Annotated in this window: 12 protein-coding genes and 4 tRNA genes; all 16 read right to left on the bottom strand. The window is 64.5% G+C overall.

What is annotated here, in order from left to right:
• The 16 genes from HU735_RS17230 to HU735_RS17305 all read right to left on the bottom strand — a co-directional run bounded on the left by HU735_RS17230 (nt 1) and on the right by HU735_RS17305 (nt 15,054).
• Nucleotides 1–73 (bottom strand) — tRNA-Arg (locus HU735_RS17230).
• Between the two features lie 73 nt (nt 74–146).
• Nucleotides 147–223: transfer RNA gene (locus tag HU735_RS17235), tRNA-Arg, on the bottom strand.
• Between the two features lie 70 nt (nt 224–293).
• Nucleotides 294–370: transfer RNA gene (locus HU735_RS17240), tRNA-Arg, on the bottom strand.
• 48 nt (nt 371–418) lie between these two features.
• A tRNA-Ser gene (locus HU735_RS17245) sits at nt 419–509 on the bottom strand.
• A 72-nt stretch (nt 510–581) separates the two neighbouring features.
• Nucleotides 582–770: a carbon storage regulator CsrA gene (gene csrA, locus HU735_RS17250; protein WP_003254503.1), complete on the bottom strand. Its 189-nt coding sequence runs from the start codon at nt 768–770 to the stop codon at nt 582–584.
• Nucleotides 771–937: 167 nt separating this feature from the next.
• Nucleotides 938–2,173, bottom strand: coding sequence for an aspartate kinase (locus HU735_RS17255; protein WP_028691060.1), 1,236 nt, complete (start codon nt 2,171–2,173; stop codon nt 938–940).
• Nucleotides 2,174–2,256: 83 nt separating this feature from the next.
• Nucleotides 2,257–4,881 carry an alanine--tRNA ligase gene (gene alaS, locus HU735_RS17260; protein WP_186714498.1) on the bottom strand — a complete coding sequence of 875 codons (2,625 nt, stop codon included), beginning with the start codon at nt 4,879–4,881 and terminating at the stop codon, nt 2,257–2,259.
• A gap of 423 nt (nt 4,882–5,304) precedes the next feature.
• Complete coding sequence (astE, locus tag HU735_RS17265; RefSeq protein ID WP_186714499.1) at nt 5,305–6,312, bottom strand: succinylglutamate desuccinylase; 1,008 nt, start codon at nt 6,310–6,312, stop codon at nt 5,305–5,307.
• 10 nt (nt 6,313–6,322) lie between these two features.
• The gene (locus HU735_RS17270) at nt 6,323–6,613 is read right to left on the bottom strand and encodes a hypothetical protein (RefSeq protein WP_011534960.1); all 291 of its coding nucleotides are present in this window, start codon (nt 6,611–6,613) and stop codon (nt 6,323–6,325) included.
• A gap of 15 nt (nt 6,614–6,628) precedes the next feature.
• A complete protein-coding gene (gene astB / locus HU735_RS17275) occupies nt 6,629–7,978 on the bottom strand; it encodes an N-succinylarginine dihydrolase (RefSeq protein ID WP_186714500.1) in 1,350 nt (449 codons plus the stop codon).
• A 23-nt stretch (nt 7,979–8,001) separates the two neighbouring features.
• Nucleotides 8,002–9,465, bottom strand: a complete 1,464-nt coding sequence (gene astD, locus HU735_RS17280) for a succinylglutamate-semialdehyde dehydrogenase (RefSeq protein WP_186714501.1) — start codon at nt 9,463–9,465, stop codon at nt 8,002–8,004.
• On the bottom strand, nt 9,466–10,494 hold the full coding sequence (gene astA, locus HU735_RS17285) for an arginine N-succinyltransferase (RefSeq protein WP_050706733.1): 1,029 nt from the start codon (nt 10,492–10,494) through the stop codon (nt 9,466–9,468). It lies immediately after the preceding gene.
• A gap of 55 nt (nt 10,495–10,549) precedes the next feature.
• Nucleotides 10,550–11,569, bottom strand: coding sequence for an arginine/ornithine succinyltransferase subunit alpha (aruF, locus tag HU735_RS17290; protein ID WP_050706734.1), 1,020 nt, complete (start codon nt 11,567–11,569; stop codon nt 10,550–10,552).
• Between the two features lie 136 nt (nt 11,570–11,705).
• A complete protein-coding gene (locus HU735_RS17295; RefSeq protein ID WP_186714502.1) occupies nt 11,706–12,926 on the bottom strand; it encodes an aspartate aminotransferase family protein in 1,221 nt (406 codons plus the stop codon).
• 279 nt (nt 12,927–13,205) lie between these two features.
• Nucleotides 13,206–14,186 (bottom strand): transcriptional regulator ArgR, encoded by a 981-nt coding sequence (argR, locus tag HU735_RS17300; RefSeq protein WP_186714503.1) that lies wholly within the window; start codon nt 14,184–14,186, stop codon nt 13,206–13,208.
• A 103-nt stretch (nt 14,187–14,289) separates the two neighbouring features.
• On the bottom strand, nt 14,290–15,054 hold the full coding sequence (locus tag HU735_RS17305) for an ATP-binding cassette domain-containing protein (RefSeq protein WP_186714504.1): 765 nt from the start codon (nt 15,052–15,054) through the stop codon (nt 14,290–14,292).
• Between the last annotated feature and the right edge of the window lie 3 nt (nt 15,055–15,057).

Here is a 15,057-nt window from a genome sequence, read left to right on the forward strand (position 1 = left end):
GGACTCAGCAGGATTCGAACCTGCGACCGCTCGGTTCGTAGCCGAGTACTCTATCCAGCTGAGCTATGAGTCCGTGGTCGGTAGTTTTAGGCCAGATTACCACTGGCTTGTTGAAGCGTCTTTGCAAGCAGAGCCACTTCAAAAAGTGGCGGACTCAGCAGGATTCGAACCTGCGACCGCTCGGTTCGTAGCCGAGTACTCTATCCAGCTGAGCTATGAGTCCGTGGGGTAGTTTTAGACCAGATTACCACTGGTGGTTTGAAGCAGCCTTGCATGCAAAGCCACTTCAAAAGTGGCGGACTCAGGAGGATTCGAACCTCCGACCGCTCGGTTCGTAGCCGAGTACTCTATCCAGCTGAGCTATGAGTCCGTGTCTTGCTGTGCCATTCGGATCGCTTGAAGCGCTCCAGGCAAATAATGGCGGTGAAGGGGGGATTCGAACCCCCGATACCCTTATGAGGTATACTCCCTTAGCAGGGGAGCGCCTTCGGCCACTCGGCCACCTCACCGCAACACGAGGCGAATATTAAACACACCCTTCCTCGTTTGCAACCCTTTTTTTGAAAAAAACTTCAAAAAAATTAAAGGCTTGGCTCCTCGTCCTTCTCTTTCTTGATCCGCAGGTAGATTTCCTCGCGGTGAACAGCCACTTCCTTGGGCGCGCTAACGCCAATACGCACCTGGTTGCCTTTGACACCCAGGACCGTCACGGTGATCTCACCGTCACCAATGATCAGGCTCTCGGCGCACCGACGAGTCAGAATCAGCATAGTTTTCTCCTCACATGAATCTTCAGGGACAACAGTCTTAAAAGCAGGGCCTTGGCCGGGAACGACGGCACTGGCCCGGATCGACCGCCACGGCTGCCTGGACAGGGACAGCCGCAGCGACCAGAAACGCGAAGGGCGCGGCAAGCCGCGCCCCTCCAGGCAGCGTGTCACTCACCCTGTCGGGCGGGTGCGTCGAGCTCGAACGCGGTGTGCAGCGCGCGTACGGCCAGCTCCAGGTACTTCTCTTCGATCACCACCGAGACCTTGATCTCGGAGGTGGAGATCATCTGGATGTTGATGCTCTCCTTGGCCAGGGCCTCGAACATGCGGCTGGCAACGCCCGCGTGGGAGCGCATGCCGACGCCGACGATCGACACCTTGGCGATCTTGGTGTCGCCGATCACTTCACGCGCGCCGATTTCGCGGGCGGTGTTCTCCAGCACGCTCAACGCCTTCTCGTACTCGTTGCGGTGCACGGTGAAGGTGAAGTCGGTGGTGTTATCGTGCGAGACGTTCTGCACGATCATGTCGACTTCGATGTTGGCCGCGCTGATCGGGCCGAGGATCTTGAAGGCGACGCCCGGGGTATCCGGGACGCCACGAATGGTCAGCTTGGCCTCATCACGGTTGAAGGCGATACCGGAAATGATCGGCTGTTCCATGGATTCCTCTTCATCGATGGTAATGAGGGTACCCGGACCCTCCTTGAAGCTGTGCAGCACGCGCAGCGGGACGTTGTACTTGCCGGCGAACTCCACCGAGCGGATCTGCAGCACCTTGGAGCCGAGGCTGGCCATTTCCAGCATTTCCTCGAAGGTGATCTTCTCCAGGCGCTGGGCCTGGGGCACGACACGCGGGTCGGTGGTATAGACGCCATCGACATCGGTGTAGATCTGGCACTCGTCGGCCTTCAGCGCCGCCGCCAGGGCCACGCCGGTGGTGTCGGAGCCGCCACGGCCGAGGGTGGTGATGTTGCCGTGCTCGTCGACGCCCTGGAAACCGGCGACCACCACGACCCGGCCGGCCTTGAGGTCGGCGCGGATCTTCTGGTCGTCGATCTGCAGGATGCGCGCCTTGTTGTGCGCGCTGTCGGTGAGGATGCGCACCTGGTTGCCGGTGTAGGACACCGCCGGCACGCCGCGCTTCATCAGGGCCATGGACAGCAAGGCGATGGTGACCTGCTCGCCGGTCGAGACGATCACGTCCAGCTCGCGGGGTTCGGGCTTGTCGGTGATCTGCTTCGCCAGGTCGATCAGGCGATTGGTTTCACCGCTCATCGCCGACAGCACAACCACCAGGTCGGTGCCTTGCTCGCGGAATTTCTTGACCTTGTCGGCAACCTGCTCGATCCGCTCGATGGAACCGACAGAGGTACCGCCAAATTTCTGTACGATCAACGCCATTTCAAAGGTGCCTCAGCCCTCAAGGGCCCCAAAAAACAATCCAACATGGCGGGGACGCCGACTAGACCGACGCCCCCGCCATCTCAAAGTCCCTGCTCGGCGAACGGCACGGCCAGGGCCAGCGCCTGGTCCAGCGCGGCGACGTCGACGCCACCACCCTGGGCCATGTCAGGACGACCGCCGCCCTTGCCACCGACCGCCGCAGCAGCTTGTTTCATCAGGTCGCCAGCCTTGAGTTGGCTGGAGAGGTCCTTGGTCACGCCAGCCACCAGCACGACCTTGCCCTCATGCTCGCTGCCCAGCAGGATCACTGCGTGGCCGAGCTTGTTCTTCAGTTGATCGACGAGCGCCAGCAGCGCCTTGCCGTCCTGCCCATCCAGGCGGGCGGCGAGGACCTTGGCGCCCTTGACCTCAACGGCCGCGTTGGAGAGATCATCCCCGGCGGCGCTGGCGGCCTTGGCCTGCAGCTGCTCGAGCTGCTTTTCCAGCTGGCGGTTGCGCTCGAGCACAGCCGACAGCTTGTCGATCAGGTTGTCGCGATTGCCCTTGACCAGCTGCGCGGCTTCCTTGACCTGCTCTTCGGCAGTGTTCAGGTAGGCCAGCGCGGCGGCGCCGGTGATCGCTTCGATACGGCGCACGCCAGAGGCCACGCCGCCTTCGCTGATGATCTTGAACAGGCTGATGTCGCCGGTGCGCTTGGCGTGGATGCCACCGCACAGCTCGACGGAGAAGTCACCGCCCATGCTGAGCACGCGCACGGTGTCGCCATACTTCTCACCGAACAGCGCCATGGCCCCCTTGGCCTTGGCGGTCTCGATATCGGTCAGTTCGGTCTGTACCTCGGTGTTGCGACGCACTTCGCGGTTGACGATGTCTTCCAGGGCCTTGATCTGCTCTGGCTTGACCGCCTCGAAGTGGCTGAAGTCGAAACGCAGGCGCTGGCTGTCGACCAACGAGCCCTTCTGCTGCACGTGCTCGCCCAGCACCTGACGCAGGGCTTCGTGCAGCAAGTGAGTGGCGGAGTGGTTCAGCGAGGTGGCGTGCTGCACGTCGGCATCGACGCGGGCGTCAACCGTGGCGCCGACGGTCAGCGCGCCGCTGGCGACCACGCCATGGTGCAGGAAGGCACCACCGGTCTTGGTGGTGTCGCGCACGTCGAAGCGCGCGGCGCCGGCCTGCAGGTAGCCGGAGTCACCGACCTGGCCACCGGACTCGGCGTAGAACGGGGTGCGATCGAGGACAACAACGCCCTCCTCGCCTTCTGCCAGTTGCTCAACCGACTGGCCGTCCTTGTACAGGGCAATAACCTTGCCCTGGCCTTCGGTCGAGTCATAGCCGAGGAAGTCGGTGGCGGTGTCGACCTTGACCAGGCTGTTGTAGTCCATGCCGAAGGCGCTGGCGGAGCGGGCACGCTCACGCTGGGCCTCCATCTCGCGCTCGAAGCCGGCTTCGTCGATGGTCAGCTCGCGCTCGCGGGCGATGTCGGCGGTCAGGTCCATGGGGAAGCCGTAGGTGTCGTACAGCTTGAACACCACGTCGCCCGGCACGACCTGCCCCTGCAGCTGGGCCAGATCCTGCTCGAGGATGCGCAGGCCCTGCTCGAGGGTCTTGGCGAACTGCTCTTCCTCGGTCTTGAGCACGCGCTCGATGTGCGCCTGCTGGCCCTTGAGCTCTGGGAAGGCTTCGCCCATCTCGGCCACCAGCGCGGCGACGATCTTGTGGAAGAAGCTGCCCTTGGCGCCCAGCTTGTTGCCGTGGCGGCAGGCGCGACGAATGATGCGGCGCAGCACGTAGCCACGGCCTTCATTGGACGGCAGCACGCCGTCGGCGATCAGGAAGCCGCAGGAACGGATGTGGTCGGCAACCACTTTCAGCGACGGCTGGTCGTCATTGGCGCAACCGATGGCTTTGGCGGCAGCAGCCAGCAGGCTCTGGAACAGGTCGATCTCGTAGTTCGAGTGCACGTGCTGCATCACCGCACTGATGCGCTCCAGGCCCATGCCGGTGTCAACCGACGGGGCGGGCAGCGGGTGCAGGACGCCGTCAGCGGTGCGGTTGAACTGCATGAAGACGTTGTTCCAGATCTCGATGTAGCGGTCGCCGTCTTCTTCCGGCGAGCCGGGTGGGCCGCCCCAGATGTCGGCGCCGTGGTCGTAGAAGATCTCGGTGCACGGGCCGCACGGGCCGGTGTCACCCATGGTCCAGAAATTGTCGGAGGCGTACGGGGCGCCCTTGTTGTCACCGATGCGCACCATGCGCTCGGCCGGCACGCCGACTTCCTGGGTCCAGATGTCGTAGGCTTCGTCGTCGCTGGCGTAGACGGTGACCCACAGTTTTTCCTTCGGCAGGTTCAGCCACTTGTCCGAAGTCAGGAAGGTCCAGGCGAAGGTGATGGCATCGCGCTTGAAATAGTCGCCGAAGCTGAAGTTGCCCAGCATCTCGAAGAAGGTGTGGTGACGGGCGGTGTAGCCGACGTTTTCCAGGTCGTTGTGCTTGCCACCGGCGCGTACGCACTTCTGGCTGCTCACGGCGCGAGTGTAGGCGCGCTTTTCCTGGCCGAGGAAGCAGTCCTTGAACTGGTTCATGCCGGCGTTGGTGAACAGCAGGGTCGGGTCATTACCCGGGATCAGGGAGCTGGAGGCAACGCGAGTATGTCCCTGCTCTTCGAAGAAGCGGAGGAAGGCTTCACGGATTTCTGCGCTTTTCATAGGTTCTTCCACGGAAACGGCGGCCACACGTCGAATCGACGAAACGACGGCAAAGGGCCGCATTATATCGGTCCTGCAGTCTCGGTGCAGTGTGTTTATGCGATAGAAACCGTCGAATGGACGGTTTGTCGGACTACAGCAATTGAAAACGGCATGACCGCGATGCTAAAGCCAGCGTTTCGCTACTGGCAAGCCAATTACGGTCCCGGGGCGGGGAAAATTAACAGGTTGGTGAATTAAAAGAATTTCATCACCGAAGGGATCCAAAACAGGACGGGGCAGAGCTCGACTGTAGGAGCGGCCTTGTGTCGCGAAAGGGTCGCAAAGCGACCCCGGCAATATCAGCTTCGCAACTGAGATCCCCGGGGCTGCTGCGCAGCCCTTTCGCGACGCAAGGCCGCTCCTACAGGGATCGCGCAAGGCTTAAGCCAGCCGCTGGCCCGAGTCGGGCACGATCAGGATGCCGGCGCGCAGCCCATTCTTCACCTTGGGGTTGGGGAAGATGATCCGCGCGCCCTCCTCCTCCACCACCCAGCGCGTCTCGGCCAGGTCTTCGGCCAGCAGGTAACCCTTGCTCAGCTCGGAGAAGTTCTCGATATCCGCCGGCAGGTGCAGGTGGAAGCTGTCGCTGTGCTTGATGATCTCGCGGGCGACGCTGAACAGCTTGAGGCCATCCAGGGACTGTTCGGTTTGCGGCTCGGTATCCTCGATGAGCTGGATCAGGCGCTCCTCTAGCCGGTCGAGGTTGACCTCTTCGTTCTGCCCGAACGGCCGGGCCTTGCCGAGCTCCAGGGTGAAGGCCTCGGCATCGAGCTGCTCATAGGTGAACGCGCTGAAGGTGATCGACGACTTGCTCTGCAGCAGGACCGCCTCCATGCCGGCCGCGGCCAGACGGGCCAGCTCACGGCGCGAGTGCCGGCGACCTTCCTTGTAGGGATACAGCGCGAACTGCTCGATCTTGGACCCACGAATGGCGGTATGCAGGTCGTAATGCAGGCGGGTGCGCTCGGGCTTGCTGAAGAACACCCGGGCGAACTGTTCGAGCTCGGCGGCGCGCAGCGCCTCGAAACCACTGGAGAGTTCGTGGCGGCCATTGAACAGGCGGTTGATGTCCTGCTCGATGAAACGCTCGCCCTTGCGGATCGCCGCCGGGTTGCCGAACAGGAACAGCACCCGCGCACGCGGCTTGATCTTGCCGTTAGCAACACCGTGCAGCAGCCTTTCAAGCAGCTCGATCGGCGCCGTCTCGTTGCCATGGATACCGGCCGACAACAGCAGGTCGAGCCCGCAATCCTCACCTTCGGGGGGACGCACTTCCAGTGCGCCCTCCCCCAGCCAGCGCAAACGCACGCCCCGGGTGGTCACTTGGGTCTTCTCGGCCGGTTCGTGATCGGTCAGGGTCAGCTCAAGCAGTTTGCCGAGGGCGAGCATAGGCGCTTCCTTAGTGGTGGTGGCCGCAGTCCGGGCCGTGGACGTGGTCGTCGTCACCGGCGACGTCGGCCGGTTCCATTTCCAGTTGCAAGCTGACCAGGTTGGTGGCCATCGGGCGCAGCAGCAGGTTGGCGTACTCGGTGTCGTCTTCCTCGACATCGACGCCGATCAGCAGCTGGCCGCGACCGTCCTGCTGGATCCACACTTCCTTGCCTTGCCAGACCACGGCAAAACGGGTGCAGGAGGTTTCCAGCTGGGTGCCGTCTTCATCTTCCAGGATCAGGCGCAGGGCGTCGGACATTGCAATTTCTCTCTATCAAGGTTGGCGTTGGAACGGATACACCGAGCCCAGCTTGAGGATCTGGGTCAGTTCATCCAGGGCCGTGCGGCATTCCACCAGCAACTGCGGGTCGGCCAGGTCCGCTTCGCCGAGGCGATCGCGGTAGTGCTTGTCGACCCACTGCACCAGGGTGTCGTACAGCGAGGCGGTCATGATAACGCCTGGATTGACCGCCGCCAGTTCGTTTTCCTTCAACGCCACGCGCAGACGCAGGCAAGCCGGGCCGCCACCGTTCTGCATGCTCTGCTTGAGGTCGAACACCTTGACCTCCTTGACCGGGCCGCCCTGGCCGGTCAGCTGGTTCAGGTAGGCCCAGACCCGCTCGTTGTGGCGGCACTCCTCCGGCACCACCAGCAGCATCGAACCGTCCTCGCGGCTGAGCAACTGGCTGTTGAACAGGTAGGAACGCACCGCGTCCTCCACCGTCACCGCCGCGCGCGGCACGCAGATACCCTGGAAGTTGCCGCCCTTGCTGGCCAGTTTAGCCTGCAGCTGGCCGAGCACCGTGTCGGTCTCGAGGAACGCGTCCTCGTGGTAGAACAGCACCTCGCCGTTGCCCACCGAGATCACGTCGTTGTGGAACACGCCCTGGTCGATCACTGCCGGATTCTGTTGAGCGTAGACCACGCCATCGTCGCTCAGCCCGTGCAGGCGAGCGACGGCCTGCGAGGCTTCCAGGGTCTGGCGCGCCGGATACTTCTGCGGCGCGGGATAGCGGCTGTCGAAGGCGCTGCGGCCATAGACGAAGAACTCGACGCCGGCCTCGCCATAGGCGCGGCAGAAGCGGGTGTGGTTGGCCGCGCCCTCGTCACCGAACTGGGCAACCGCCGGCAACGCCTCATGGTGGGCGAAGACCTTGTCATCGCTGAACATGGCGCCCAGCACACGGCTGGTGGTCGGATGCTCGATGCTGCGGTGGTACTTGCAGTTGAGGTTGGCGGCGGTGAAATGCACGCGGCCATCGGCGGTGTCGGCACTGGGGCTGACGGTAGCGGCGTTGGCCACCCACATGCTCGAGGCCGAGCAGCTGGCGACCAGCAGCGGCATGGCTTCCTTCGCGGCGCGCTGGATCACTTCGCCGTCGCTGCCGGTGAAGCCCAGGCGGCGCAAGGCCGCCACGTCCGGGCGCTCCTGCGGGGCCAGCACGCCCTGCTTGAAGCCCATCTCCGTCAACGCCTTCATCTTCGCCAGGCCCTGACGCGCCGCCTCGCGCGGGTTGGAACCCTGCTGGCTGTTGCTCTGCGAGGCCACGTTGCCGTAGGACAGGCCGCCGTAGTTGTGGGTCGGCCCCACCAGGCCATCAAAATTCACTTCAAAGGATTTCATCGGCAAGGCTCCGAGACCTGTTGTTATAGGGTGACGCCCGGCGTCAGGGTCGCCGGCAGTGCAAGGCTCGCGGTCTCCAGCGAAGCCACGGGGTAGGCGCAGTAGTCCGCCGCGTAGTAGGCGCTGGCGCGGTGGTTGCCGCTGGCGCCGACGCCACCGAACGGCGCGCTGCTGGCGGCACCGGTCAGCTGCTTGTTCCAGTTGACGATGCCGGCGCGGCTGCGCAGCCAGAAGTGCTGGTAGCGGGCGTTGGAGTCCGACAGCAGGCCGGCGGCCAGGCCGTACTGGGTGTTGTTGGCCTCCTCGATCGCCGCGTCGAAGTCGGCGTAGCGGATCACCTGCAGCAGCGGGCCGAAGAACTCTTCGTCCGGGCGCTCGGTCACGGCGCTGACATCGATGATGCCAGGCGTGAGCAAGGCAGCGTCGGCCTGCGGCTGGGTCATCTCCAGCAGCGCCACGGCGCCCTTGCCGAGCAGTTCGGCCTGGGCCGCAAGCAGTGCGCGGGCCGCCTGCAGCGAAATCACCGAGCCCATGAACGGCGCGGGCTGCTGATCGAAGGCACCGACACTGATACCGCGGCTCACCTCGACCAGGCGCTGGAGCAGCGCGTCACCCCAGGCGCCCTGCGGCACCAGCAGGCGGCGGGCGCAGGTGCAGCGCTGGCCGGCGGAGATGAAGGCCGACTGGATGATGGTGTACACCGCGGCGTCCAGGTCCTTGACCTCATCGACAACCAGTGGGTTGTTGCCGCCCATTTCCAGGGCGAGGATCTTGTCCGGGCGGCCGGCGAACTGCTGGTGCAGCAGGTTGCCGGTGCGGCTGGAACCGGTGAAGAACAAACCGTCGATCCCCGGGTTGGCGGCCAGCGCCACGCCGGTTTCGCGAGCGCCCTGGACCAGGTTGAGCACGCCGGCCGGCAAGCCGGCCTCGATCCAGCATTGCACCGTCAGCTCGGCGACCTTGGGGGTCAGCTCGCTGGGCTTGAACACCACGCAGTTGCCGGCCAGCAGCGCCGGAACGATGTGGCCGTTAGGCAGGTGGCCAGGGAAGTTGTACGGGCCGAATACCGCCACCACGCCATGGGGCTTGTGGCGCAGCACGGCGGTGGCGTCGGCCAGCGGGCCGCTCTTTTCGCCGGTGCGCTCGCGGTAGCTCTGCACCGAGATGGCGACCTTGTTGACCATGCTGGTCACTTCGGTGGCCGACTCCCACAGGGGCTTGCCGGTTTCTTCGCCGATGCAGCGCGACAGCGCCTCGGCATTGGCCTTGAGCTTGTCGGCGAAGGCCTCCAGCACGCTGATACGCGCTTCCAGGCTCAGCGATGCCCAGGCCGGGAACGCCTGGCGGGCGGCGTGCACGGCGGCTTCGACCTGGGCGGCGTCGGCGCCCTGCCCCTGCCAGATCACCGCCTGGGTGACGGGATTGAGCGACTGCAGGGTTTCACCCTGTCCGGCCAGCCAGTGGCCGGCGATGTAATGCGTGTTCATTTACTGGGCCTCCCGACCGGCGGACAGCGGCACGGCGCGGACATTGTCGCCAGCGCCCAGGCGCAGGCGCTTGGCGGTCTGCGGATCGACCACCAGGGTGCCTGCCGCCAGGCGCGCCGGTGCGGCGGTGATGCGGCAGTCTTCGCGCTTGCGGTTGTGAATGATGTAAGGGGTGGCGTCGTCACCCGGGGTGCCGACAGCCAGCACCAGTGTCTCGCTGTCACGCACGGCGCGGATCTTCGAGGTCTCGCACTCGATGGCGGGACCGGCGTCGAAGATGTCGACGTAGCCCTGGTAGTTGAAGCCTTCGCGCTTGAGCATGGCCAGCGCCGGCTCCGTGTCGGTGTGCACGCGGCCGATGACGTTGCGCGCCGCTTCCGAGAGGAAGCAGGTGTACAGCGGGAACTTGGGCATCAGCTCGGCGATGAACGACTTGTTGCCCACGCCGGTGAGGTAGTCGGCCTGGCTGAACTCCATCTTGAAGAAGTGCCGGCCCAGGCTCTCCCAGAAGGGCGAACGGCCTGCCTCGTCAGACATGCCGCGCATCTCGGCGATGATCTTGTTGCCGAACAGCTGCGGGAACTCGGCGATGAACAGCATCCGCGCCTTGGACAGCAGACGGCCATTGAGGCCACTGCGGTAGTCGCTGCGCAGGAACAGCGAGCACAGCTCGGAGTTGCCGGTCAGGTCGTTGGCCAAAAACAGCGTGGGAATCTCGCGGTAGATGTTCAGCTCCTGCGAGGCGCTGACGGTCAGCCCGACCCGATAGTTGTACCAGGGCTCGCGCAGGCCGACGGCACCGGCAATGGCGCTGATGCCGACCACCAGGCCTTCGTCGTTCTCCAGCACGAACAGGTAGTCGGTGTCGCCGCGCTCGGCTTCGCCGCGAAAGCTCTTCTCGGCCCAGCCGACGCGCTGGCCGAGGCGCTCCTCGTTGGCGGGCAGCGTGGTCAGCCCGGTGGTGCCGGTGCTGCGGGCCAATTCGATCAGCGCGGGTAAATCGCTGCTGCGTACAGGACGAACGATCATGCTATCTCCTTGTGCGGCGGTCTGTGCCTGCCGCGAAACTCTCTGTTCCGGCGGTTCAGACCGCGACCAGGCGCACGCTGGCGCCTTCGCCGACACCCAGGGCCTCGGCGGCTTCGCCGCTCAGGCTGACCGGTTTGCCCGGCACCCAGTCCAGCTCCAGCAGCACGGCGCGGTAATCCTGCAACTGGCCGTTGCACACCAGGTACGGACGGCCGCCCTTGACCGGCGTCTCGTCGAGCTTGACCGGCACCACGCGGCTCTGGGCGATGGAGCGGATGCCCGAGGCGCGGGCGTGCAGGGTCGGGCCGCCGTCGAAGATGTCGATGTAGTGCTCGGTCTCGAAGCCTTCGCGCATGAGGATGTCGAAGGTGATCTGCGCCCGCGGGTGCACCTGGCCCATGGCCTCCTGCGCCTCATCGGCCAGCAGCGGCACATAGATCGGGTAGTGCGGCATCAGTTCGGCGAGGAAGGTGCGGCTCTTCAGGCCGCACAGGCGCTCGGCGTCGGCGTAGTTGAGGTCGAAGAAGTTGCGGCCGATGGCATCCCAGAACGGCGACTCGCCCTGCTCGTCGCTGTAGCCGACGATCTCGGTCACCACCGAGTCGGCGAAGCGCTCGGGGTGCGAAGCCATGAACAGCAGGCGCCCGCGGGAGTTGAGCTCGGCGAAGGCGCTGCTCACCAGTTCCGGCACCACGTAGAAACTGGTCAGCAAGCTGTTGCCGGTGAGGTCGTGGCACAGTGACAGGACGTGGATCTTGTTGTGGATCTTCAGCTCGCGGGAGGCATGCACGAAGGTCTCGTTGCGAAAGCTGTAGAACGGCTCGGAGTAGCCGGCCGAGGCGACGATGGCCGAGCAGCCGACCAGCTTGCCGGTGGCGCTGTCCTCGAGCACGAAGAAGTAGCTCTCCTCGCCATTGAAGCTGACCTCGGCGGCAAAGGAGGTTTCCGAGGCGGCGATCTTGTCGCCCAGGCGGCCGGCGTCATCCGGCAGCGAGGTGACACCAATGGGGCTGTCGGCAGCCATGCGCTGCACTTCGTTCAGATCAGCCATTTGCGCGGGGCGCATCACCAGCATGGTGTCACTCCTTTCGGGAAAGCGCGCCGATCACATCGGCACGGAAAAACGGCGGGCACGCGCCACCACCTGCAAGCAGGTGCCCGCACTGGAATTCAGGTATCGCCAGCCCCGTCTCGGGGCCGGCGAAGGGCGATCAGCCCTTGGTCAGTTTTGCCACGGCGCGTTCGAAACGATCCAGGCCTTCGTCGATGTCGGCATCCTCGACCACCAGGCTCGGGGCGAAGCGCACCACGTCCGGGCCGGCCTGCAGGACCATCACGCCTTCTTTCTCGGCGGCATTGAGGATGTCCTTGGCCTTGCCTTTCCAGGCCTCGCTCAGCACGCAGCCGATCAGCAGGCCCACGCCGCGCACCTGGGTGAACAGGCCGGTTTGCTGGCCGATCTTCTCCAGGCGGTTCTTGAAACGCTCATGCTTGGCCTTGATGCCAGCCAGGGTTTCCGGGGTGTTGATCACGTCCAGCACGGCGCAGGCCACGGCGCAGCCCAACGGATTGCCACCGTAGGTGGTGCCGTGGGTACCGACGGCCAGGTGCTTGGCAATGTCGCTGGTGGTCAGCATGGCGCCGATCGGGAAACCGCCGCCCAAGCTCTTGGCGCTGGTCAGGATGTCCGGGGTCACGCCGTAGTGCTGGTAGGCGTACAGCGAGCCGGTACGGCCAACGCCGGTCTGCACTTCGTCGAAGATCAGCAACGCGTTGTGTTCGTCACACAGCTTGCGCGCGCCTTCCAGGTAAGCCTTGTCGGCCGGGACCACACCGCTCTCGCCCTGGATCGGCTCGATGACCACGGCGCAGGTCTTGTCGGAAATCTGCGCCTTCAGCGCTTCCAGGTCGTTGTACGGCACATGGCTGATGCCGGTGATCTTCGGACCGAAGCCGTCGGAGTACTTGGGCTGGCCACCGACGCTGACGGTGAACAGGGTGCGACCGTGGAAACTGTTCACGGTGGCGATGATCTCGTGCTTCTCGGGGCCGAAGCGGTCGTGGGCGACGCGACGGGCCAGCTTGAAGGCGGCCTCGTTGGATTCGGCGCCGGAGTTGCAAAAGAACGCGCGCTCGGCAAAGGTCGCGTCCACCAGCTTGTGCGCCAGGCGCAGGGCCGGCTCGTTGGTGAACACGTTGGAGACGTGCCAGAGGGTGTTGGCCTGCTCGGTGAGCGCCTTGACCAACGCCGGGTGGCAGTGGCCCAGGGCGTTAACCGCGATACCGCCGGCGAAGTCGATCAGCTCGCGACCGGTCTGGTCCCAGACGCGGGAACCCTCGCCTCGTACAGGAATGAACGCCGCCGGGGAGTAGTTGGGAACCATGACCTGGTCGAAATCGGCACGTTGCACCGGGGCTTGCTCAACGGACATCTGAGTCTCCTGAAGAGGAACGCTGGCCTGGAAGTGGCGAGCGATGAGGGGATTGTAAGGACTGATCGGCGCCTGTCCTTGCTGCCAGGCGACAACTTGTTACAGCGCCAAACCGTGTTTTCACGCGGTTTTCGGCAATGCGACAAACAGTGTCGCAATCGCGCAGTGTAACGGCAGACAGGAGTCGGGTGAACGACCGCTCACATATGAAAAGAGATTGCCTGCACCGGCCTCTTCGCGGGTAAACCCGCGAAGAGGCCGGTGCAGGCAATAGAGAAATCAGCCCCGCTCGGCCGGTGCCGAACTCAGCTCGAACGGGCTGCTGCTGCGCCGCTGGTTGCGATCTTCACGCGGCGTGGCGCCAAAGAAGTTGCGGTACGCACTGGAGAAATGCGGCCCCGAGGAAAATCCGCAGGACAGGCCGATCTGGATGATCGACTTGCTGGTCTGCATCAGCATCTGCCGCGCCTTGTTCAGGCGCAGCTCCAGGTAATACTGGCTGGGCACCCGATTGAGGTACTGCTTGAAGATTCGCTCCAGCTGGCGCCGGGACACGCACACATGCTGAGCGATCTCGTCGGTGGTCAGCGGCTCCTCGATATTGGCCTCCATCAGCAGCACCGCCTGGGTGAGCTTGGGGTGACTGGAGCCCAAGCGATTCTGCAGCGGAATGCGCTGGCGCTCGCCGCCTTCACGGATACGCTCGACCACCAGCTCTTCCGACACCGCGCCCGCCAGCTCCGCGCCATGATCGCGCGCCAGCACCGCCAGCAGCAGGTCGGTCACCGCCATGCCGCCGCAGGCGGTCAGACGATCACGGTCCCAGTCGAACAGGTGGCTGGTGGCGATCACCTTGGGGTGGCGCTCGGCGAAATCGTCCTGCCAACGCCAGTGCACCGCGGCGCGGTAGCCATCGAGCAGGCCCAGCGCCGCCAACGGGTACACACCGGCGGACAGGCCTCCGATCATGCAGCCGCTGCGCGCCAGCTGCTTGAGCGCGGCGGACAGCGACGAACCGATGGCCGCCGGCGGCTCGTCAGCCAGCAGGAACAGCTTGTGGCAACCCTCGAGACGACCGTTCCAGGCCTCGCCCGGCAGGCGCCAGGCGCCCTCCTGAACGGCTTCGGCCTGCAGGTAGGCCAGTTCGTAGACCACGTCCGGATGCACCCGCTGGGCCACCTGCAGCACCTCTTCGGCCAACGCCAGGGTCAGCGGCTTGGTGCTTGGCCAGATGAGAAATCCGATTCGCTGGGTGGTCATAGGGCGTGGTCCGAAACCTGGGAGGAAGGGTTCGCGCTTGTGGCGCCAGGGCATGCCGCGCGGATGGCGCAGCATGCCCCATTATGGTGCAAATGTGCAGCGATTACTTCAGGCTGCCGGAAAGGAACTGCTTGAGGCGCTCGGACTGCGGATTGACCAGCACCTCGCGCGGGCAGCCGCGCTCCTCCACCAACCCCTTGTGCAGGAACACCAGCTGGTTGGACACCTCGCGGGCAAAGCCCATTTCGTGGGTGACCACGACCATAGTGCGACCTTCCTGGGCCAGCGACTGCATCACCTTGAGCACATCGCCCACCAGCTCCGGGTCGAGCGCCGAGGTCGGCTCGTCGAACAGCATCACCTCCGGCTCCATGGCCAGGGCGCGGGCGATGGCCACGCGCTGCTGCTCGCCGCCGGACATGTGGCCGGGGAAGGCATCCTTGCGGTGGGAGACACCGACCTTGGCCAGGTAGTGCTCGGCCTTCTCCAGCGCTTCCTTCTTGTTCACGCCCAGCACGTGCACCGGCGCCTCGATGACGTTCTCCAGCGCGGTCATGTGCGACCACAGGTTGAAATGCTGGAACACCATCGACAGCCGCGAGCGCATGCGCTGCAGTTGTTTCGGGTCGGAGGCCTTGAGCGCGCCGTCCTTGCCGGCCACCAGCTTGAGTTCTTCATTGTTGAGCAGGATCTTGCCCGCGTGCGGCTGCTCCAGCAGGTTGATGCAGCGCAGGAAGGTCGATTTGCCCGAGCCGCTGGAGCCGATGATGCTGATCACGTCGCCTGCCTTGGCTTCGAGGGAGACGCCCTTGAGCACCTCATGGCTGCCGTAGCGCTTGTGCAGGTCTTGGATTTGGAGTTTGTACATGCT

The sequence above is a fragment of the Pseudomonas sp. BW16M2 genome (assembly GCF_014268865.1).
GTDB lineage: Bacteria > Pseudomonadota > Gammaproteobacteria > Pseudomonadales > Pseudomonadaceae > Aquipseudomonas > Aquipseudomonas peradeniyensis.

Coding starts and splice junctions, on each gene's coding strand:
- csrA (WP_003254503.1), bottom strand. CDS start 770: ATGCTGATTCTGACTCGTCGGTGCGCCGAGAGCCTGATCATTGGTGAC.
- HU735_RS17255 (WP_028691060.1), bottom strand. CDS start 2,173: ATGGCGTTGATCGTACAGAAATTTGGCGGTACCTCTGTCGGTTCCATC.
- alaS (WP_186714498.1), bottom strand. CDS start 4,881: ATGAAAAGCGCAGAAATCCGTGAAGCCTTCCTCCGCTTCTTCGAAGAG.
- astE (WP_186714499.1), bottom strand. CDS start 6,312: ATGCTCGCCCTCGGCAAACTGCTTGAGCTGACCCTGACCGATCACGAA.
- HU735_RS17270 (WP_011534960.1), bottom strand. CDS start 6,613: ATGTCCGACGCCCTGCGCCTGATCCTGGAAGATGAAGACGGCACCCAG.
- astB (WP_186714500.1), bottom strand. CDS start 7,978: ATGAAATCCTTTGAAGTGAATTTTGATGGCCTGGTGGGGCCGACCCAC.
- astD (WP_186714501.1), bottom strand. CDS start 9,465: ATGAACACGCATTACATCGCCGGCCACTGGCTGGCCGGACAGGGTGAA.
- astA (WP_050706733.1), bottom strand. CDS start 10,494: ATGATCGTTCGTCCTGTACGCAGCAGCGATTTACCCGCGCTGATCGAA.
- aruF (WP_050706734.1), bottom strand. CDS start 11,569: ATGCTGGTGATGCGCCCCGCGCAAATGGCTGATCTGAACGAAGTGCAG.
- HU735_RS17295 (WP_186714502.1), bottom strand. CDS start 12,926: ATGTCCGTTGAGCAAGCCCCGGTGCAACGTGCCGATTTCGACCAGGTC.
- argR (WP_186714503.1), bottom strand. CDS start 14,186: ATGACCACCCAGCGAATCGGATTTCTCATCTGGCCAAGCACCAAGCCG.
- HU735_RS17305 (WP_186714504.1), bottom strand. CDS start 15,054: ATGTACAAACTCCAAATCCAAGACCTGCACAAGCGCTACGGCAGCCAT.